The organism is Pseudomonas beijingensis (genome assembly GCF_030687295.1).
Taxonomy (GTDB): Bacteria; Pseudomonadota; Gammaproteobacteria; order Pseudomonadales; family Pseudomonadaceae; genus Aquipseudomonas; species Aquipseudomonas beijingensis.
Genome location: NZ_CP117425.1, coordinates 2,950,275 through 2,968,404 on the forward strand (window position 1 = coordinate 2,950,275; position 18,130 = coordinate 2,968,404).

The window sequence follows — 18,130 nt, forward strand, 5'->3', positions numbered from 1 at the left end:
GCCCGGATACATTAGTGCAAGCATGCTTTACCGCTCATCGCCCGTGGTTGCAGGAGATGGGCTGACCATACATTTGCTTACTTTTGCGCTTTTCAAAAGTGAGCCGCTGTAAGAGCGGAACCGCCAGTGGCCGTTACCGAAGAAACGGATATACACCCAAAACTCAAAACCCAAGCCCAAAAAAAAACCGGCGCTTCCCTCTTCAGGAAGCGCCAGTTTTTCCAGCAACATCGGGCAGCAACGCTACAGATTACAAATCCTTAACGGTACGAACCTGATCCTTGTTCACGCGAGTCTGCTTGCCATCCAGTTGCTCGAATTCGTAGAAGCCGCTTTCTTCATCGTAATGGGGGGTATCGACGGCCTGGATTTCGCGACCGTCATTCAAGGTGATCACTGTTGGCGAAGCGCACCCGGCAAGGGTGGCGAGGCCCAGAGCGAGCATGAACGTGGCGAGGGTCCGTTGTGTCATGGTGTTTCTCCGAAATGGATTCTTCAAGTTACTGACCTTCAGACGTATACATTGCGCGCAAGTTCCTGGCTAGTGTCAATCTGACACGCCTTTATGTCGGGCCAGTAACTCCGGGGTGTTCAGATTGGCCAGCCGCGGATCGTCGGCAGGGCACTGCAAGGCAATGGCGTGCAGCGCGCGCATGATGCGACCGGGGCTGCGTTCGCCTTCGCTCCAGGCCTGTTCGAAGCGTGCTGCCAGGGTTAACGGAATGACGCACAGCAGCGGCTCCCAATGCTCGCCGTGCCGCACCATCAATGGTTGATCAGGGTGCTGGCTGGCCGTTTTGCGCATGTTGTCGAGCAGGCTCGCGTCGATCTGCGGCACGTCGCACGGCAGCACCAGCAAATACGGATGCCTCGCTGCCTTGAGACCCGCCCGGATGCCCGCCAGCGGCCCGGGAAAGTCGCCTTCCTCGTCATGCACCAACTGATCGGCATACGCTGCATAACGTTGCGCATTGCGGTTGCAGGAAATGATCAGGTCATCGCTCATGGCGCGGGTCTGGCGATGGAGATGAGCAATCAGCGGTTCGCCTTGCCACTGCACCAGGCCTTTGTCCTGGCCGCCCATGCGTTGCCCACGCCCACCCGCCAAGAGCAGAATGGAGCAGGATGGCAGCGGCGTGTTCGAGGTCATGTCGTGTCTCCGCGCGGGCGAAAAAATGAAGCGCTGTGATATAACACCGGGCTGTTTCCTTCACAACTGGACGAGCCTATGAAAGCCAAGGCTGATGTACCTTTCGTGCCGCTCAATATCGCGGTGCTGACAGTCAGCGACACCCGTACCCTGGAAACCGATACGTCCGGGCAGGTCTTTGTCGATCGGCTCACGGCGGCCGGTCACAACCTGGCGGCGCGGGTCCTGCTCAAAGATGATTTGTACAAGATCCGCGCGCAAGTCGCGACCTGGATTGCCGAGGACGTGGTGCAAGTGGTGCTGATCACCGGCGGCACCGGTTTCACGGGGCGTGACAGCACGCCGGAAGCGGTCACGTGTCTGCTGGACAAGCAGGTCGACGGGTTCGGCGAGTTGTTCCGGCAGATATCCGTGGCTGACATCGGCACTTCCACTGTGCAGTCCCGTGCGTTGGCCGGCCTGGCCAATGGCACGCTCGTATGTTGCCTGCCAGGGTCGACCAATGCGGTGCGTACCGGATGGGATGGGATCCTGGCCGAACAATTGGATGTGCGGCATCGACCGTGCAACTTCGTGGCCCATTTGAAACAGGCTGCTCCTTGTGAATCCCGTGGGTAAACCGGGCAAGGCCGGTGCCTTGATGGCCGTTGAGGTGGCGTTGGAGCGGCTGCTCGAGATGGCGGCGAGTACACCGATTGTCCAGCGCGAGCATTTGCCTTTGGCCGCGGCGTCAGGGCGAGTGCTTGCCGAGGATCTGGTCTCGACCCTTGATCTACCGCCATGGCCCAACAGCGCCATGGACGGCTATGCCTTGCGGCTGGCGGACTGGAACGGCGAGCCGTTGGTGGTCAGCCAGCGGATTTTTGCCGGGCAGGCGCCGGAGCCGCTGGCCGCTGGCACGTGTGCGCGGATCTTCACGGGGGCGCCAGTCCCTGCCGGCGCCGATTGCGTCGAGATGCAGGAAAACACCGTGGTTGAAAGCGATCAACGGGTGCGGTTTACCGAGCCCATGGTCGGTGGGCAGAACATTCGTCCTCAAGGACAGGAGACCACCGTTGGGGAGCAAGTCCTTTGCGCCGGTACTCGCCTGGGGCCGATCGAGCTGGGCTTGGCGGCATCCTTGGGCTGTGCGTCGCTGGACGTGGTGCGCAAGGTCCGCGTCGCCGTGCTGTCCACGGGTGATGAGCTGGTCGAGCCCGGGCAGGCATTGGGTCCCGGCCAGATCTATAACAGCAACCGCGTGTTGCTGTGCGGCTGGCTGCAACGCCTGGGCTGTGAGGTGGTTGACGCAGGTATCCTGCCCGACGATTTGTCGGCCACCCGCGAGCGCCTGGCACAGTTGTCGGATGTCGATCTGATCCTGTCCACTGGAGGGGTATCGGTGGGGGAGGCGGACTTCCTGGGCATCGCCTTGCGCGAGGACGGTGAATTGGCGCTGTGGAAACTCGCCATCAAACCGGGTAAGCCGCTGACGTTCGGGCATTACCGTGGTGTGCCAGTCATAGGCTTGCCTGGAAATCCCGCTTCGACCCTCGTGACGTTCGCGCTGCTGGCACGACCTTACCTATTGAGACGCCAAGGCGTTCAGTCGGTGGCGCCGCTCAAGTTCAAGGTGCCGGCCGGTTTCGCCTGGCCAAAGGCGGGCAGTCGACGAGAATACCTGCGAGGCCGTATGGAGAATGGTCGAGCGATCATCTACCGAAATCAGAGCTCGGGTGTCCTGCGCAGCGCGGCCTGGGCCGAAGGGCTGGTCGAAGTGCTCGAGGGACAGACGCTGGTGGAGGGCGACGAGGTGGGCTTCATCCCCTTGAGCGAAGTCCTGGGCTAGTACCCTGGCAGGTGTTCTCCGGCCCGAGTTGGACGCTCGGGCCTTTGCGCGCCTCACCTTTATCGCGTGAGCAGCATCACCAACTGATCGAATCGATTGTTGGCGATCCAGCCCAGCAGGCCGAGCACCACCGCCGCAGCCCCAGCCGAATAGGCCAGCCGGTGGCGGATCACCCTGACGTCGGTGCGAATTTCATCCATGTCTTTGCGGATGTATTTGAGGTGGGTTTCCAGTTCAACGACGCGCGGTTCCAAATCAATTCCTCCAACGGGATTACTGCAACTTTTGCATTCGTTTCGAGTATCGGCCCGCCCGCTTCCAAAGGATGCGAGCTGCCGGGGCGACAGTTTGTATTCACGGTTATGCATGGGACGGTCCATCCCCTTGGCCATAACTGTTCGAGCGACTGATCCGGCCCCTGCGGGCCGTGACGTATCCATCCATGGGAGAATGCTTCCTTGTGTGATGAGGGTTTAAGCGATCCAGCAAACATGAAGCCAAGGTGTCTCAATACCGCTGGAGGGTCAATTGAGCTGATTCGCCAGATCTTGTAAGAAAACTCTTCGAATCAGGGCGTGTCGATCGGGCGAGTCGTCCTGCTCTGTTAATAAATTGAGATGCGTCGGGCTTTTTCGCTCGAATGGGTGGTCCCATGCCTGTACCTTCCAATGACGGAGACCACGATGAGCAAAGGCAAGGCGCTGTTGATTCTGCATGGCAAGCAAGCGCTCAACGAAGAGGTTCGCTCGGCAGTGATGCTCAAGCGCGAACAGGGCTGGGAGCTGGCGGTACGGTTGACCTGGGAAGCTGGTGATGCCCAGCGATGCGTCGATGAAGCCCTGGATGCTGGTTATACCCGACTGATCGCCGGCGGCGGTGATGGAACCTTGCGTGATATCGCCGAAGCGATCGCCCTCAAGTCCAGCGATGCCAGTCTGGTACTGCTGCCGCTGGGCACGGCCAACGATTTCGCCCGGGCGGCCGGTGTTCCGTTGGAGCCTGCGCAGGCCCTGGATCTATTGGACGTTGCGCCGCAGGCCGTTGATGTGGGCGAAGTCGGCGGGCGGATTTTCCTGAACATGGCCACCGGTGGTTTTGGTAGCCAGGTGACGGCGAACACCTCCGAGGATCTCAAGAAGGTCTTGGGCGGTGCCGCCTACCTGTTCACGGGCCTGTCGCGATTCAGTGAGCTGAGTGCCGCCTATGGTGAGTTGCAGGGCCCCGATTTTCACTGGCAGGGCGATTTGCTCGCGCTGGGCATCGGGAATGGCCGGCAGGCGGGGGGAGGCCATGTGCTGTGCCCGGAGGCGTTGGCGGATGATGGGTTGCTGGACATCAGCATCCTGCCGGCGCCCCAGGAAGTGGTCAGTACCTTGAAGGACTTGCTCGCTGGCGGCCTGGGCATCGACAACATGTTTGTCCGCGCGCGCTTGCCGTGGGTGGAAATCAAGGTCGCTCAAGGCCTGGACATCAATCTCGATGGCGAACCGTTGCAGGTCGGCACCCTGCGCTTCACTGTCCGACCGAAGGCGCTGCGGCTGCACCTGCCATCCGATTCGCCGCTGTTGGGCGGCGCGACGGTGCTCAGTCATCCAGGCTGATGATTTGCTCGCGCACCGCGAACAGCACAAGGCCGGCCACGTCATGGATCTGCAAGCGCTTCATGACTTGCGCCCGGTGGGTTTCCACGGTCTTGACGCTCAGGTTCAGGCCGTTGGCAATTTCCCGAGTGGACTTGCCACGCACGATCAGCCGCAGAATTTCCAACTGGCGTGCCGTCAGGTTATGGGTCTGGGCAGGGCCCGGCTGATGTTTCTGGACGCGGGTCAGTGCCTGGTTGATCACCGTGTGAGCGATGGCAGGGCTCAGGTAGCGTTCGTCATTGCGCAGCGCTTCCAAGGCGTGTTTCAGCTCGGTGGCGGTGGTGTCCTTGAGCAGGTAGCCATGGGCGCCTGATTCGAGCGCCTGCATGATCAGTGTCGGATCCGTATGCATCGACAGGATCATCACCTTGCTGTGAGGTCGTACCCGCTTGAGCTGTTGCAAGGCATCCAGGCCGCTGGTGTCCTTCATGGAAATGTCCAGCAGCACGATGTCGGGGTTCAGCCGCTCGACCAACTCCACCAATTGCGTGCCGTCATTGGCTTCGCCGATCACGGCATAGCCTGGGATATCCATGACCAGGGCGCGTACGCCGGCCCTGATCAGGGAGTGGTCATCTACCAGAAGCAAATTACAAATCAAAGGAGAACCTTATTCTTACTGGCTCGTTCCAGGGCGCGCGGTGCCCAGGGGAAGCGTGCTTCGATGTGCGTGCCTTTGCCGGCCTCGCTCATGATCTTGAGGGTACCGCCCAATTGTTCGACCCGCTCCAACATGCCGGCCATGCCTCGTTGACCTTCGCGAGCGGGGTGGCTGGCCGGGACAAATCCCTGGCCATCGTCGCTGATCACCAGGGTCAGGCCGTCGGGCAGGCGTTGCAGGCGTACCAGCAGGTTCGTCGCCCGGGCATGGCGCAATATATTGGTGACTGCTTCCTGAGTGATCCGGAACACCGCGACCGACATCTCCTCCGGGATCCCCGTCATGCGCTGTTGGCAATCGAGGCTCCACTTCACCGGGACGTTGGCCAGGGTCTTGAGCAGGTGCGCCCGCAGGCTGGCCTCAAGCCCGAGGCTGGCCAGTTCTCTGGGGTTGAGAATCGCCGATACGTCGCGGACCTTGTTGAGGGTTTCGTCCAGGGTCTCGCACAAGAGCGCGCACTGACCTTGCAATTCCTCTGGCATCCGCCGCTTGAGCCATTCGCCTTGCAGTTTCGCCGCGGTCAGCAACTGGCCAATGTCGTCGTGCAGTTCGCGGCTGAGTCGATGGCGCTCATTCTCCTGGACCTCGAGCAACCGGTCGGCCAGCTCCTGGGGCTGGAATTTGATGGATTTGCGCGACAATCGATGGTGGATCCAGACACAGCTCAAGGCCGCGACATTCAGGGCCAGCAGGACCAACGGCACCGTGTCGGCGTACAGGTAGGTGAGCAGGCAGCCGAGGGTCGAGCAGATGCACAATAATAAGGTGAAGCGACGGGCGTTTTCTCGGGAGGGAGGCCAGGTGATGAATGACTTGAGGCTGGCGTGCATAGCGGATGGAGCCAATGAATGTTCGCTGCGGGCAGGCCGGTCAGCGCATCTGACAGGCCGGGTCGGGTAAACGTTTCAGGTCGAAGGCGGCTTCGGTTGGCGGCTTTTATGACGCTGTCTTGAAGTGGCTGACGCGGGAGATAGTACCACTTCGCCTATCGTTGGTCGCGCTCGGCATGGAGCCGTGAAAGCGCTAGGGAGCAGGCACATCGCCATCGTATCAGGCTTGTTTCTGGGGATAAGACACCAACGCCAGCGGACGCGACGCGGCCAATGCCTGGCCGGGACTCTGACCCACCTGGAAAGCGAATGCCTCGATCAAGGACGTCTGTTCGCTGCTGTCCAGGCCCAACTGGCCAGTGGTGTGATCGACCAGTTCCAATTGCCAAGCCATCAGGGTGAAGCAATCCTTCAACGCGTCCAGGGCCTGATCATGCAACTCCATGTGGTTTTGCGCATGGCTGAGCAAGCCATGGATATGTAGGGAAAACTCCGAAACGGCTTCCAGCGCCAGGGCATTGGCCTTGTTTGCCAGTTTCAGCAAAGTGCTGAGCATGCAGTCGATGGCGTCCTTGTCATTGTTGATCAATTGCAGATGGCTCAGGCATTCCTCCGACTTGGCCAGCAGTGTCTCGGCCTCGATCAGAAATTCGGGAAGACGTTGATTCCAGTTCCTACGATCGTTCGGCATGCTTATCTCCACAACATCATGTCAGGCGAAAGGAAACCGCGTATGGCGAACGGCTGGATCTCAAGGTCGAGCGCGGACGGACGCGTGACGACACGCCCGTGCCGTTCAGCGAAGGTGAATTCGTAAACGATTACACGGGTGGGATCGGCCGAAAGGCTGCAGGTCCGATGTCCTGTGGTCGCGTACAAAAGCCTGACTCCGTTCAGCAATGAGAATGGCGTCACATTAATGGCTATTGGATAACGGGAATATCAGGTTGGACCTGATTGTGCCTAAGGGAATCCCTTAGGCAGGGGAACTTAGTGCGCAAACCGGAGTCGCGCAGCGGGGAAAAGTAGCAGATGAAATCATGAAGCCAGTAAAACATGATGTTAATGTGATATCAATTCCCCTCGCTGTGTTTTATCCGGGGGTCAAGATTCGGTTCGTACGGCCGATATCGGTTTTATTGGATTCATCCGAACAAGCCCAGGAGTCATCGATGGCCGGCATTCTCGACACAGTAGATCAACGAACCCAACTGGTGGGTGAGAATCGTCTGGAAATTCTCATGTTTCGCCTGGCGGGTCGGCAGTTGTTCGCCATTAACGTGTTCAAAGTCCAGGAAGTCCTGCAACTACCGAAGTTGACCCTGATGCCGCAACGCCACCCGTTCGTGTGCGGCGTGGTCAATCTGCGAGGCCAGACGCTGCCGGTGATCGACCTGTCCCAGGCCATTGGCATGCGTCCGCTGGTGCCAGGAGCCAACAGCACCATTATCGTGACCGAATATAACCGTTCGGTTCAGGCGTTCCTGGTGGGCGGTGTCGACCGCATCGTCAACATGAACTGGGAAGCGATCCTGCCACCGCCGACCAGTGCCGGTCGCGAGCACTACCTGACGGCCATCAGCAAGGTGGACGATCAGTTGGTGGAAATCATCGACGTGGAAAAAGTCCTGGCCGAAATCGTGCCTTACAACGCCAAGGTCTCCCGGGACAAACTCGAAGACCCGGTGCTGGAGCGCGCCCGTGGCCGCGAAGTGCTGCTGGTGGACGACTCCAATGTTGCGCTCTCGCAACTGCGCGACACCCTGGGTCAACTGGGCGTGAAAATGCACATCGCCAGCGACGGCCTGAAGGCCCTGAACATGCTCAAGGCCTGGGCCGATACCGGCGAGGTCATGACCGACAAATTGCTGATGATCTTCACCGACGCGGAAATGCCGGAAATGGACGGCTACCGCCTGACCACCGAAATCCGCAACGACCCGCGTTTGCGTGGGCTCTATGTCGTACTGCACACCTCGCTGTCCGGCAGCTTCAACGACTCGATGGTCAAGAAGGTCGGTTGCGACAATTTCCTCTCCAAATTCCAGCCGGACAAGCTGGTCGACGTGGTGCGTCAGCGGTTGATGCTCGACTGAAACCGATGGTGGTTTGCTTCAACGGCCGGCTCGTATAAGGTGGCATTTTTTTGCCACCGGGGAGTTGACCATGTTGCGGCTGAGCGCGCTGTATCGGTATCCGTTGAAGTCCGGCAAGGGTCAACCCCTGCAGGACATTGGCCTGGACAAGCTCGGGCTGGACGGTGATCGGCGCTGGATGCTGGTGGACGAGGGCACGGGCCGGTTCTTGACCCAACGCGCCGTGGCGAAGATGAGCCAGCTTTCGGCCTTATGGAACGAGGCGGGTGGCCTGACGCTCAGCGCGCCGGGCCATGGCGCCATCGACGTGCCGTTGCCGCCCACCCAGCAAGAGCAGCGGCGCGGCGTGATCATCTGGCGTGACACCTTGCGTGTGCCGGACGCCGGTGACGCGGCCGCGGCCTGGGTCAGCGAATTCATCGGCAACCCCACGCGGCTGGTGCATGTGCCGGTGGAACTGGCACGTACCACCGCCGCCGGTTATGGCAAGGACGACGACAAGGTCGCTTTTGCCGATGGTTTCCCCCTGCTGCTGATTGGCCAGGCGTCATTGCAGGACTTGTCGAGCCGGGTCGGTCGCTCGTTGGAAATGCTGCGCTTTCGTCCCAACCTGGTGGTCGAGGGCAGCGAGGCGTTTGCCGAGGACGGCTGGAAGCGCATTCGTATCGGCGAGGTGGAGTTTCGGCTGGTCAAGCCTTGCTCGCGTTGCATCATGACCACGGTCGATCCGCACACCGGAGAACGCGATCCGCATCGCGAACCCTTTGCCACGTTGCAGCAATACCGTTCGACGCCGGACGGTGCGATGTTCGGCCAGAACCTGGTCAACGACAGCGATGGCCGGCTTGAAGTCGGCATGCCGGTTGAAGTGCTCGAATAAAAAGAGCCGTGAATAAAAATGCCCGTGTCATTGGACACGGGCATTTTTGTTTGTCACGTCACGGCTTTTCTAGCTTTTCTAGCTTTTCTAGCTTTTCTAGCTTTTGTGGCGAGGGGATTTATCCCCGCTGGGCTGCAAAGCAGCCCCCAACAAGGCTTAGCACAATCAGCCTGACACACCAAGGCGGCAGGTCTTGGGGCTGCTGCGCAGCCCAACGGGGATAAATCCCCTCGCCACAGAATCAGCCGCAAGCTCCCTCGCCACAGAGGTAACCGTGTCTCCGGGAGGGGGCCAGTTTCGGTGGTGTGCCGAATCAGCCGCGGTATTCACACAGATAGGCAGTGTCGACGGTCACTTTGAGCTGGAACTTGCTGTTGGCCGGTACATTGAACTGGCTGCCGGCCGCGAAGGTTTCCCAGCCGGTGCTGTCGGGCAGCTTCACGGTCAGGGCGCCGGAAACGACGTGCATGATTTCCCGTTGGGCCGTGCCGAACTCATATTCGCCCGGTGCCATGACGCCGATGGTCGCGGGGCCTTCGGCAGTGCCAAAAGCGATCGACTTGACGGTGCCGTCGAAGTACTCGTTGACTTTAAACATGGGCGATTCCTCGAAAAAGGGGCTTAAAAAGGCCGGCCAGTATGCACAAGGCTTGAACATTCGTCATCTGCCGCGCCGGGCGGTGGCCGCCGCTCAACCCGGCAGCACCAGGGGCAACAACCGCGCGGTGTTGCGGGCATCTTCCAGGGCGCGGTGCTGTTGCCCGCAAAATTGCAGGCCCGCCAGTTGCAGCGCGCCATTGAGCCCCAGCGGTCGTTCCAGCCGACGAGCCTTGGCGAAGCGTTGCTTGAGGTTCATGTGCGGCATCTGGGCGAGGACACTGTGCAACTGTTGGTGCTGCCATTCCTGAAGTAATTGCTTGCGGTCGTAGTCGCCCCAACTGACCCAGCTTTCCAGCTTCGGATGATACGGCGCCAGCCAACGCTCGAACGCCGGCCAGACTTCGGTCAAGGGCGCGGCGCCGTCGATATTGGCTTGGGTGATGTGAGTCAGTTCGCGACAGAACGGCGTGAGCAGCGGTCGCCGCAGGGGGCGTACGAAGCGCTGGAAATGATCCACTTCGCGGCCGTCACGATTCACCAGCGTGGCGCCGATTTCGATAATTTCCATTTCGGTTACCGGCCAGCCACCTTCATCGGTGGTGGCCTCCAGATCAATCACCAGCCAGTGAGGCATTGCGAGGTTCCCGGTGTCGGCGTGCTGATGGGTTTGAGCGTAGTCAAACCCTCGGCATCCGACTAGTGGGCTGTTTCAACGCGCAACAAAACCTGGCGGTTTTTCACCTGGGCACCCCGTGTGACGTGTAATTGCCTGACCACGCCGTCGATGCCGGCCTTGAGTGGGTGCTCCATTTTCATCGCCTCGAGCACCATCAGCAGTTGGCCTTGGCGCACCGGGCTGCCTTCGCTGACCAGCACCTCGATAATGGCACCGTCCATGGGGGCCTGGAGTGTCCCGTCACTGGCGCTGGCCTGGGCGGCGACCGGGGCCAGGGTCCGATCCTGCAAGTGCAGGCCGCCGGGGCGGGTGGACAGCCAGAGATCGTGGCCATCGAGGCGCCAGGCATGGCGCTGGCGAATCCCGTCGATGACCAGCGTTGCACCCTGCGCGTCAACGTCGAGCAGCTTCAGTTCGATCAGGCGTCCGGCACTGCGGATGTTCAGTGTCCCGTCGGCTTCGGCCTCAAGGCTCAGCACCCAGTCGCGCTCCCCGACGCCGATCCGACAATGCCGCGCCGTGCCGAGGCTGTTGCGCCATCCACCCAGACCGGGGGCATGCCGTGCCTGCGAAGCCTGATAAAACGCTGCCGTGGCGATGGCCAGTTGTTCGGCCGAGGGCTCAAGGGGCAGGAGCGCCGAATGATCGGCAAAGTGCTGGCCGATGAAACCGGTGCTGACGTCGCCGTCGATGAAGCGCGGATGTGCCAGCAGCCCGGCGAGCAAGCGCTGGTTGCTCTGGACCCCAAGCAGCACACAATCGTCCACCGCTCGCAACAATTTACGGCGGGCCTCTTCGCGGGTGACGCCGTAGGCGATGAGTTTGCCCAGCATCGAATCGTAGAACGGGGTAATGACCTGGCCCTCCAGCAGGCCATGGTCGACTCGCACATCGTCGCGGATGGGCGGCTCCCAGCCCACCAATTGCCCGGTCTGGGGCAGGAAATCCGCCGCCGGGTCCTCGGCGTACAACCGCGCTTGCAGGGCATGGCCGCTGAACGTCACCTGGTCCTGGCGCAGGGGCAGCGGCTTGCCGGCGGCGACGTCCAATTGCCAGGCCACCAGATCCAGGCCGGTGATCAACTCGGTGACCGGGTGTTCGACCTGCAGGCGCGTGTTCATTTCCAGGAAGTAAAACTTGCCGTCCGCCGCGAGCAGGAATTCCACGGTCCCGGCGCCGATGTAATTCACTGCACGCCCCGCCTTGAGCGCCGCCTCGCCCATGGCTTGGCGCAGGTCGGCGGTCATGACCGGGCAGGGCGCTTCCTCGATGATTTTCTGGTGGCGCCGCTGGATCGAGCAGTCCCGTTCGCCCAGGTGGATCAACTGACCATGATGGTCGCCGAAGACCTGCACTTCCACATGCCGTGGATCGATCAACGCCTTTTCGAGGATCAACTCGTCGCTGCCGAAGCCGTGCAGGGCTTCCGAGCGCGCACTGCGCAACTGCTCCAGCAGGTCTTCGGCGCACTGGACCAGGCGCATGCCGCGGCCGCCACCGCCGGCGCTGGCCTTGATCATCAGCGGGTAGCCGATGCGCCCGGCTTCGCGCAGCAGCGCGTCGTCGTCCTGGGCCGCGCCCTGGTAACCGGCAATGCAGGGAACGCCGGCCTGGATCATGGCGATTTTCGCGCGGCGCTTGCTGGCCATCAGGTCGATGGCTTCGGGGCTGGGGCCGATGAAAACGATGCCGGCGTCTGCGCAGGCTTGGGCGAACCCGGCATTTTCCGAAAGAAAACCGTAGCCGGGGTGGAGCGCATCGGCACCGCTGCGCCGGGCCGCGTCGAGAATGGCCAAGGGGTCGAGGTAGGACTGCTGCACCGGGGCCGGGCCGACCAGCACGGCTTCATCGGCCATGCGCACGTGCAGCGCATCGGCGTCGGCTTCGCTGAACACCGCCACGGTGCGATAACCCAGGGCCTGGGCGGTGCGCTGGATGCGACAGGCGATTTCGCCACGGTTGGCGATGAGGATTTTGCTGAAGGTGGGCATGGTCGCTCCTGGGGTTTGCGGTGGCTATCAGGGCCTCATCGCGAGCAAGCTTTGCTCCCACAGGCGAATGCACTCACCAGGCATTGTGGGAGCAAGCTTTGCTCTCACAGGCGAATGCACTCGCCAGGCATTGTGGGAGCAAAGCTTGCTCGCGATGGCTGCCTGGCAGGCGTTGTATTCATTTTTTCTTCCCCGGCAAAATGCCCATGAGCTTGCAGATGATGCCCAGCATGATTTCGTCGGCGCCGGCACCAATGGACACCAGCCGTACGTCGCGATAGGCCCGGGCGACCGGGTTGTCCCACATGAAGCCCATGCCGCCCCAGTATTGCAGGCAACTGTCGGTGGTTTCCCGGGCCAGGCGTCCGGCCTTGAGCTTGGCCATCGACGCCAGGCGTGTGACGTCCTGGCCGTGGATGTACTGCTCGGTGGCCTGGTAGACCAGCGCCCGCAGGCATTCGATCTCGCTGGCCAGTTCCGCCAGGCGAAAGTGGATCACCTGGTTGTCGATCAGGGCCGCGCCGAAGGTCTTGCGTTCCTTGCAGTACGCGATGGTGCTGTCGATGCAATGTTCCAGGCCCTTGAGCATGTTGGCCGCGCCGAACAGGCGTTCTTCCTGGAATTGCAGCATCTGCATCATGAACCCGGCGCCTTCCTGGCCGATGCGATTGCGTTGTGGCACCCGCACGTCATCGAAAAACACTTGGGCGGTTTCCGAGCTGCGCATGCCGAGTTTGTCCAGGTGCTGGCCGAGGCTGATGCCGGGGCTGCACATCGGCACCATGATCAGCGATTTGTTGACGTGGGGCTGGTCGTCCGAGGTGTTGGCCAGCAGGCAAATGAAATCGGCGCACGGCGCATTGGTGATCCACATCTTGCTGCCGTTGATGACGTAGTCGTCGCCGTCCTTGCGCGCCGTGGTCTTGAGCCCGGCGACGTCGGAGCCGGCACCGACTTCCGAGACGCCGATGCAGCCCACCTGTTCGCCGCGAATGGCCGGGCGCAGGAACGCTTCACGCAACTCATCGGAGCCGAAACGGGCCAGGGCCGGGGTGCACATGTCGGTCTGCACGCCGATGGACATCGGCACGCCGCCGCAATGAATGGTGCCGAATTCCTCGGCCGCGACGATCGAATAGCTGTAGTCCAGGCCCATGCCGCCGAAGGCCTGCGGCTTGGAAATGCCCAGCAGGCCCAGCGCGCCGGCCTTGCGGAAAATCTCGTGGATGGGGAAGCGCCCGGCCTGCTCCCATTCGTCGACGTAGGGGTTGATGTCGTGGTCGACAAACTGGCGAACGGTGCGCCGCAGTGCCTCGTGTTCCTGGGTGAAGATCATTTTTATTGTTCTCCTGTGAGTCGTGGAGCGTCCTCAGAAACGGGCCACGCCGAAACTGTTGGCTTGCAATGGCCGCTGTTCGGCTTCGTGACAGATGTCCAGCAGGTAGCCCAGCAAGGTGCGGGTGTCACGCGGGTCGATGAGCCCGTCGTCCCACAGGCTGGCGCTGCCGTAGAGGGCAGTGGACTGGCTGTCGAGTTTCTGCGCGGTGGTGTGCTCGAGCAGGTCCAGCATCTTCGGGTCGGGGCTCAGGCCGTTCTTGAGTTGTGTGGCCTCGGTGACCAGCCGCAGGACCTTGCCGGCCTGGGCGCCGCCCATCACGGCGGTGTGGCTGTTGGGCCAGGCGAAGATGAAGCGTGGGTCAAGCCCGCGGCCGCACATGGCATAGTTGCCAGCGCCATAGGAGCCGCCCACCACGACGGTCAGCTTGGGCACCCGGGCATTGGCCACCGCCTGGATCATCTTGGCGCCGTGCTTGATCACCCCTTGTCGCTCCGACTCCGTGCCAACCATGAATCCCGTGGTGTTGTGCAAAAACAGCAACGGCGTGCGGCTCTGATCGCACAACTGGATGAACTGCGCGGCCTTGCTGGCGCCTTGGGGCGTGATCGGCCCGTTGTTGCCGACCAGGCCGCAGGCATGGCCGCGAATGCGCAGGTGGCCGCAAATCGTCTGGGTGTCGAATTCGCTTTTGAAGGCCAGGAAATGCGAGCCGTCGGCGATACGGGCAATGATTTCCCCCACGTCATAGGGTTTCTTCGGGTCGTCAGGCACCAGTCCCAATAATTCGTCGGCGGGGTAGAGCGGCTCGGTCCAGGTCCGTTCGGGCTGTGGCGGCAATTGTGCATTCCAGGGCAGCAAGTCGAGGATTTCCCGAGCCAGGCGTATGCCATCGGCGTCGTTCTCGGCCAGGTATTCGGCGGTGCCGGCCACCTGCGCATGCATCAGCGCACCGCCCAGTTCCTCTTCGCTGGCCACTTCGCCGGTCGCGGCCTTGAGCAACGGTGGCCCGGCCAGGAACAGCCGCGCCTTGTCGCGCACTACCACCACGTAATCCGACAAACCTGGTTGATAAGCGCCACCGGCCGTGGCCGAGCCATGCACCACGGTGATCTGCGGCAGGCCCATGGCCGACATACGTGCCTGATTGGCGAAGCAGCGCGCGCCTTCGACGAAAATCTGCGCAGCGTAATTGAGATTGGCGCCGCCACTTTCGGCCAGGGTGATGACCGGCAGTTTGTTTTCCATGGCGATCTGTTGCAGGCGCAGGGTCTTGTGCAACCCGCTGGGGGAAATCGTGCCGCCCTTGATCGCGCTGTTGTTGACCACCACCAGCACCCGCACCCCGGACACATAGCCGATCCCGGCGATCAGGCCGCCGCCGGCCTGGCTGCCGTCCTTGTCGTCATGGAGTTTGTAGCCGGCCAGGCTCGCCAGTTCGAGAAACGGCGCCCCGGGGTCCAGCAGCAGGTTCAGGCGCTGGCGCGGCAGCAGTTGGCCGCGCTGGTCGAACTTGCCCTGGGCCTGGGCGGCTTTCTCCACCACGGCCCGTTCGAGCTGGCGCAACTGTTCGACGCCGGCCAGCATCGCCGCGTGGTTGCGCGTGAAGTCAGCGCTGTGGGGATCCAGGTGCGATTCGATGACCGGCATGCAGACTCCTCGTGTTGGAACGGATCAGCTGAACCCTTGTGGCGAGGGAGCTTGCTCCCGCTCGATTGCGCAGCAATCGCAAAAGCCGGGGTCGCTGCGCAACCCAGCGGGAGCAAGCTCCCTCGCCACACTGCTGATCGTTTATTTGCCATGGCGGCCGCCCCTAGCCGACCTGATCGGCAATGTGCTGCGGCACCGGTATCTGGATCTCCAGCAACTGCTGGGCGAACGCCTTGCCTTGGGGATCGATGCGCAGGCTGGCGACACCGCCGCCGCCGAGGGCGTTTTCCAGCAGGAAATTCAAACCGTGGATGCCCGGCAGGTACCAGCGTTCGACCCGGCCCAGCAGCGGGTCGAGCACGTGGCTCATCCAGTCGACCATCACCTCTGGGGTCAGCGCCTCGGCGATCCAGGGCAGGTATTCGGGTTCCCGGGCGATCACGCCGATGTTGCTGTGGTTGCCCTTGTCGCCGGAACGCGCCACTGCCAGTTTGATCAGCGGCACGCTGGCGTCGGCCTGGCCCTGGCCCTGGGGTTTGGGCGGGGCCGGGGCGACCGGCAGATCGACGGTGTGCAGCGGTTCGACAGCGGGCAGGGGGCAAGGGTGGCGCTGGCCGTCGAGTTCGATGTCGAGCCGGCAGGTGGCTTTTTCGACCAGGAACGAGAACAGGCGAATCAACGGTGACACCGTCGGCCGGCCGCCGACCAGGCCGGTCAGTCCCGGCGCCATGCCAGTGGCGGCCTGGGCGATTTCCCTGGAAAACAGCACCAGCGGTTGTTTGTCCGGGTGCCGTACCGCCAGTTTGATCACCACCTCACGGCTGTCCCGGCGCTGGCCGTGCTGGCCATAAGTGGCTTCGCTGCCCAGCAGTTCGATGCTCACTTCGCTGTAGGGCGCCCAGCCACGTTGGTGCAATAGCTGCGAGGTCTTGGCGACAATCGCCTGGCTGACCCGTTCAGCCTTGGCCACTGCATCGATGCCGGCGATCAGGCAAGTGGCGGTGCAGCGCCAACCGTCCAGCCACGTGGCGCAGACCTTGTATCGATCGCTGGGCGGCAGGCCCTTGGCCCCATGGACGCGCACGGCGTGCTTGCCCTGCTGGATCAACCTGACCTGGCTGAAATCACAGATTACGTCGGGTAACAGATAACCTTGCGGGTCGCCGATTTCGTAGAGCAGTTGCTCGCCGACGGTCAACGGCGTGACCAGCCCACCGCTGCCTTCGGTCTTGGTGACAATGAATGGGCCGTCGGCGCTGACCTCGACGATAGGAAAGCCGATGTGCTCGTAATCCGGCACGTCCTGCCAGTCGGTGAAATTGCCGCCGGTGCACTGGGCGCCGCACTCGATGAGATGCCCCGCCAGTGCGGCCTGGGCCAATCGGTCGTAATCGTCCCAGGCCCAGCCAAATTCATGCACCAGGGCGGCGCTGACCACGGCACTGTCCACCACGCGGCCGGTGATCACCACATCGGCGCCCAGGCGCAGCGCCTCGACGATACCGGGCGCGCCGAGGTAGGCATTGATGGACACACACGTGGCTGGCAAGGGCTCGCCGCTGAACATCTCGCGGATATCTTGGATGGCGAGTCGTTCACCTTGCGGTTGCAGGTCATCGCCCAGCAGCACGGCGATCTTCAGCGCTACGCCAGCCTGGTCGCAGGCGGCTTGCAAGGCCTTCGCGCAGGCCTGGGGATTGACCCCGCCGGCGTTGCTGATGACGCGGATCCCGTCGTCATGCAACTGCTGGAGCAGCGGGGTGAGGACTTCGATGAAGTCCGTGGCATAGCCGCTCGATGGGTCCTTCAGGCGCGCCCCGGCCATGATCGACATCGTGATTTCGGCCAGATAGTCGAACACCAGGTAGTCCAGGTTCCCGCCCTCGACCAGTTGCGCCGCCGCGGTGCAGGTATCGCCCCAAAAGGCGCTGGCGCAACCGATTCGGATCGTTTTGGGCATGGCGTTCCCTCCGGCAAAGGTGGTTCGAGACTACCAAGCAAGCGCTTGGTTTGTAAACGTCCACCGGTTCTTCGGGCCGAGCGCTTGCTTGGTTGCCTCGCTCGGCTTAAATTGCCCGCGCCACCGATGCTTTGGTGTGCGATGGCGGCGCGTTGGTGGATCGACTGTAGGAGAGAATGGGTGGACGAGCAAAAAGCCCAGGGCGTGATGCGTGAGCTGGTCGACAACGGGCAACTGACCGACCCGGACAGTGCTCGCGGCAAACTGCTCCAGACCGCCGCCCACCTGTTTCGCAACAAAGGCTTCGAGCGCACCACGGTGCGCGACCTGGCCAGTGCCGTGGGCATCCAGTCGGGCAGTATCTTTCATCATTTCAAAAGCAAGGACGACATCCTGCGGGCGGTGATGGAAGAAACCATCCGCTACAACACCGCGTTGATGCGCGCCGCCCTGGCCGAAGCCGACAGCGTGCGCGAGCGGGTGCTGGCGCTGATTCGCTGCGAATTGCAGTCGATCATGGGCGGCACGGGCGAGGCCATGGCGGTGCTGGTCTACGAGTGGCGTTCGCTTTCGCAGGATGGACAGCGACATGTGCTGGCCCTGCGTGATAGTTATGAAGCGCTGTGGCTCGAGGTCCTGGGCCAGGCCAAGGAGGCCGGGTATATTCGCGGGGACGTGTCCATTACCCGGCGCTTCCTCACGGGGGCGTTGTCCTGGACCACCACCTGGTTTCGCGCCGAAGGCAGCCTGAGCCTCGATGAACTGGCCGAGCAGGCCTTGATCCTGGTGCTTGAAGAAAAACAATAATCGAGCGGTGCTATAAATGGCC

General features: G+C 62.0%; 19 protein-coding genes. 6 read left to right on the forward strand and 13 right to left on the reverse strand.

Annotated elements, in window-relative coordinates; all coding sequences use genetic code 11:
* Positions 1-27 precede the first annotated feature (27 nt).
* The 3 genes from PSH84_RS13410 to mobA all read right to left on the reverse strand — a co-directional run bounded on the left by PSH84_RS13410 (position 28) and on the right by mobA (position 1,150).
* Entirely contained in the window at positions 28-231 is a 204-nt protein-coding gene (locus PSH84_RS13410; protein ID WP_305470328.1) for a hypothetical protein, read from the reverse strand.
* 19 nt (positions 232-250) lie between these two features.
* Positions 251-472, reverse strand: a complete 222-nt coding sequence (locus PSH84_RS13415) for a YgdI/YgdR family lipoprotein (RefSeq protein ID WP_003199454.1) — start codon at positions 470-472, stop codon at positions 251-253.
* A 75-nt stretch (positions 473-547) separates the two neighbouring features.
* A complete protein-coding gene (mobA, locus tag PSH84_RS13420) occupies positions 548-1,150 on the reverse strand; it encodes a molybdenum cofactor guanylyltransferase MobA (RefSeq protein ID WP_305470329.1) in 603 nt (200 codons plus the stop codon).
* 78 nt (positions 1,151-1,228) lie between these two features.
* On the opposite strand from mobA, the gene moaB reads away from it, so the two are divergent.
* A complete protein-coding gene (moaB, locus tag PSH84_RS13425; protein WP_053120541.1) occupies positions 1,229-1,768 on the forward strand; it encodes a molybdenum cofactor biosynthesis protein B in 540 nt (179 codons plus the stop codon).
* A 22-nt stretch (positions 1,769-1,790) separates the two neighbouring features.
* The gene (locus PSH84_RS13430; protein ID WP_163006838.1) at positions 1,791-2,978 is read left to right on the forward strand and encodes a molybdopterin molybdotransferase MoeA; all 1,188 of its coding nucleotides are present in this window, start codon (positions 1,791-1,793) and stop codon (positions 2,976-2,978) included.
* 59 nt (positions 2,979-3,037) lie between these two features.
* On the opposite strand, the gene PSH84_RS13435 is transcribed toward PSH84_RS13430, so the two are convergent.
* Positions 3,038-3,346 carry a hypothetical protein gene (locus tag PSH84_RS13435; RefSeq protein WP_240998505.1) on the reverse strand — a complete coding sequence of 103 codons (309 nt, stop codon included), beginning with the start codon at positions 3,344-3,346 and terminating at the stop codon, positions 3,038-3,040.
* A 315-nt stretch (positions 3,347-3,661) separates the two neighbouring features.
* On the opposite strand from PSH84_RS13435, the gene yegS reads away from it, so the two are divergent.
* Complete coding sequence (yegS, locus tag PSH84_RS13440; protein ID WP_122567858.1) at positions 3,662-4,579, forward strand: lipid kinase YegS; 918 nt, start codon at positions 3,662-3,664, stop codon at positions 4,577-4,579.
* On the opposite strand, the gene PSH84_RS13445 is transcribed toward yegS, so the two are convergent.
* From PSH84_RS13445 to PSH84_RS13455, 3 genes are all read right to left on the reverse strand, one after another.
* Positions 4,563-5,222, reverse strand: coding sequence for a response regulator (locus PSH84_RS13445; protein WP_122567859.1), 660 nt, complete (start codon positions 5,220-5,222; stop codon positions 4,563-4,565). The two genes, yegS and PSH84_RS13445, sit on opposite strands and share 17 nt — an antisense overlap.
* Positions 5,219-6,112 carry a sensor histidine kinase gene (locus tag PSH84_RS13450; protein ID WP_122567860.1) on the reverse strand — a complete coding sequence of 298 codons (894 nt, stop codon included), beginning with the start codon at positions 6,110-6,112 and terminating at the stop codon, positions 5,219-5,221. The genes PSH84_RS13445 and PSH84_RS13450 overlap by 4 nt, the downstream gene beginning before the upstream one ends.
* Positions 6,113-6,332: 220 nt before the next feature.
* Positions 6,333-6,803: a hypothetical protein gene (locus tag PSH84_RS13455; RefSeq protein ID WP_305470331.1), complete on the reverse strand. Its 471-nt coding sequence runs from the start codon at positions 6,801-6,803 to the stop codon at positions 6,333-6,335.
* Positions 6,804-7,284: 481 nt separating this feature from the next.
* Here PSH84_RS13455 and PSH84_RS13460 point away from each other — a divergent pair, with 481 nt between their 5' ends.
* Together PSH84_RS13460 and PSH84_RS13465 are read left to right on the forward strand one after the other, a co-directional pair.
* On the forward strand, positions 7,285-8,208 hold the full coding sequence (locus PSH84_RS13460; protein WP_053120553.1) for a chemotaxis protein CheV: 924 nt from the start codon (positions 7,285-7,287) through the stop codon (positions 8,206-8,208).
* A gap of 70 nt (positions 8,209-8,278) precedes the next feature.
* Positions 8,279-9,088, forward strand: a complete 810-nt coding sequence (locus tag PSH84_RS13465) for an MOSC domain-containing protein (RefSeq protein ID WP_122567863.1) — start codon at positions 8,279-8,281, stop codon at positions 9,086-9,088.
* 313 nt (positions 9,089-9,401) lie between these two features.
* Here the strand turns inward: PSH84_RS13465 and ppnP are convergent, their stop codons facing one another.
* The 6 genes from ppnP to PSH84_RS13495 form a co-directional block, all read right to left on the reverse strand.
* On the reverse strand, positions 9,402-9,686 hold the full coding sequence (ppnP, locus tag PSH84_RS13470; RefSeq protein ID WP_122567864.1) for a pyrimidine/purine nucleoside phosphorylase: 285 nt from the start codon (positions 9,684-9,686) through the stop codon (positions 9,402-9,404).
* A gap of 93 nt (positions 9,687-9,779) precedes the next feature.
* Positions 9,780-10,322, reverse strand: coding sequence for a 3'-5' exonuclease (locus PSH84_RS13475; RefSeq protein WP_122567865.1), 543 nt, complete (start codon positions 10,320-10,322; stop codon positions 9,780-9,782).
* 62 nt (positions 10,323-10,384) lie between these two features.
* Complete coding sequence (locus PSH84_RS13480) at positions 10,385-12,355, reverse strand: acetyl/propionyl/methylcrotonyl-CoA carboxylase subunit alpha (protein WP_305483048.1); 1,971 nt, start codon at positions 12,353-12,355, stop codon at positions 10,385-10,387.
* Positions 12,356-12,533: 178 nt separating this feature from the next.
* Complete coding sequence (atuD, locus tag PSH84_RS13485) at positions 12,534-13,691, reverse strand: citronellyl-CoA dehydrogenase (protein ID WP_305470333.1); 1,158 nt, start codon at positions 13,689-13,691, stop codon at positions 12,534-12,536.
* A gap of 33 nt (positions 13,692-13,724) precedes the next feature.
* The gene (atuC, locus tag PSH84_RS13490; RefSeq protein WP_305483049.1) at positions 13,725-15,341 is read right to left on the reverse strand and encodes a geranyl-CoA carboxylase subunit beta; all 1,617 of its coding nucleotides are present in this window, start codon (positions 15,339-15,341) and stop codon (positions 13,725-13,727) included.
* A gap of 163 nt (positions 15,342-15,504) precedes the next feature.
* A complete protein-coding gene (locus tag PSH84_RS13495; RefSeq protein ID WP_305483050.1) occupies positions 15,505-17,301 on the reverse strand; it encodes an acyclic terpene utilization AtuA family protein in 1,797 nt (598 codons plus the stop codon).
* 180 nt (positions 17,302-17,481) lie between these two features.
* Here PSH84_RS13495 and PSH84_RS13500 point away from each other — a divergent pair, with 180 nt between their 5' ends.
* Positions 17,482-18,108 carry a TetR/AcrR family transcriptional regulator gene (locus PSH84_RS13500; protein ID WP_122567870.1) on the forward strand — a complete coding sequence of 209 codons (627 nt, stop codon included), beginning with the start codon at positions 17,482-17,484 and terminating at the stop codon, positions 18,106-18,108.
* Positions 18,109-18,130 lie beyond the last annotated feature (22 nt).

Bases quoted from the DNA above. Each gene is read 5' to 3' on its own strand.
- PSH84_RS13415 (WP_003199454.1), bottom strand. From the start codon at position 472: ATGACACAACGGACCCTCGCCACGTTCATGCTCGCTCTGGGCCTCGCC.
- yegS (WP_122567858.1), top strand. From the start codon at position 3,662: ATGAGCAAAGGCAAGGCGCTGTTGATTCTGCATGGCAAGCAAGCGCTC.
- PSH84_RS13410 (WP_305470328.1), bottom strand. From the start codon at position 231: ATGTTGCTGGAAAAACTGGCGCTTCCTGAAGAGGGAAGCGCCGGTTTT.
- moaB (WP_053120541.1), top strand. From the start codon at position 1,229: ATGAAAGCCAAGGCTGATGTACCTTTCGTGCCGCTCAATATCGCGGTG.
- ppnP (WP_122567864.1), bottom strand. From the start codon at position 9,686: ATGTTTAAAGTCAACGAGTACTTCGACGGCACCGTCAAGTCGATCGCT.
- PSH84_RS13450 (WP_122567860.1), bottom strand. From the start codon at position 6,112: ATGCACGCCAGCCTCAAGTCATTCATCACCTGGCCTCCCTCCCGAGAA.
- PSH84_RS13460 (WP_053120553.1), top strand. From the start codon at position 7,285: ATGGCCGGCATTCTCGACACAGTAGATCAACGAACCCAACTGGTGGGT.
- PSH84_RS13435 (WP_240998505.1), bottom strand. From the start codon at position 3,346: ATGCATAACCGTGAATACAAACTGTCGCCCCGGCAGCTCGCATCCTTT.
- PSH84_RS13475 (WP_122567865.1), bottom strand. From the start codon at position 10,322: ATGCCTCACTGGCTGGTGATTGATCTGGAGGCCACCACCGATGAAGGT.
- atuC (WP_305483049.1), bottom strand. From the start codon at position 15,341: ATGCCGGTCATCGAATCGCACCTGGATCCCCACAGCGCTGACTTCACG.
- PSH84_RS13455 (WP_305470331.1), bottom strand. From the start codon at position 6,803: ATGCCGAACGATCGTAGGAACTGGAATCAACGTCTTCCCGAATTTCTG.
- atuD (WP_305470333.1), bottom strand. From the start codon at position 13,691: ATGATCTTCACCCAGGAACACGAGGCACTGCGGCGCACCGTTCGCCAG.
- mobA (WP_305470329.1), bottom strand. From the start codon at position 1,150: ATGACCTCGAACACGCCGCTGCCATCCTGCTCCATTCTGCTCTTGGCG.
- PSH84_RS13430 (WP_163006838.1), top strand. From the start codon at position 1,791: ATGGCCGTTGAGGTGGCGTTGGAGCGGCTGCTCGAGATGGCGGCGAGT.
- PSH84_RS13480 (WP_305483048.1), bottom strand. From the start codon at position 12,355: ATGCCCACCTTCAGCAAAATCCTCATCGCCAACCGTGGCGAAATCGCC.
- PSH84_RS13495 (WP_305483050.1), bottom strand. From the start codon at position 17,301: ATGCCCAAAACGATCCGAATCGGTTGCGCCAGCGCCTTTTGGGGCGAT.
- PSH84_RS13465 (WP_122567863.1), top strand. From the start codon at position 8,279: ATGTTGCGGCTGAGCGCGCTGTATCGGTATCCGTTGAAGTCCGGCAAG.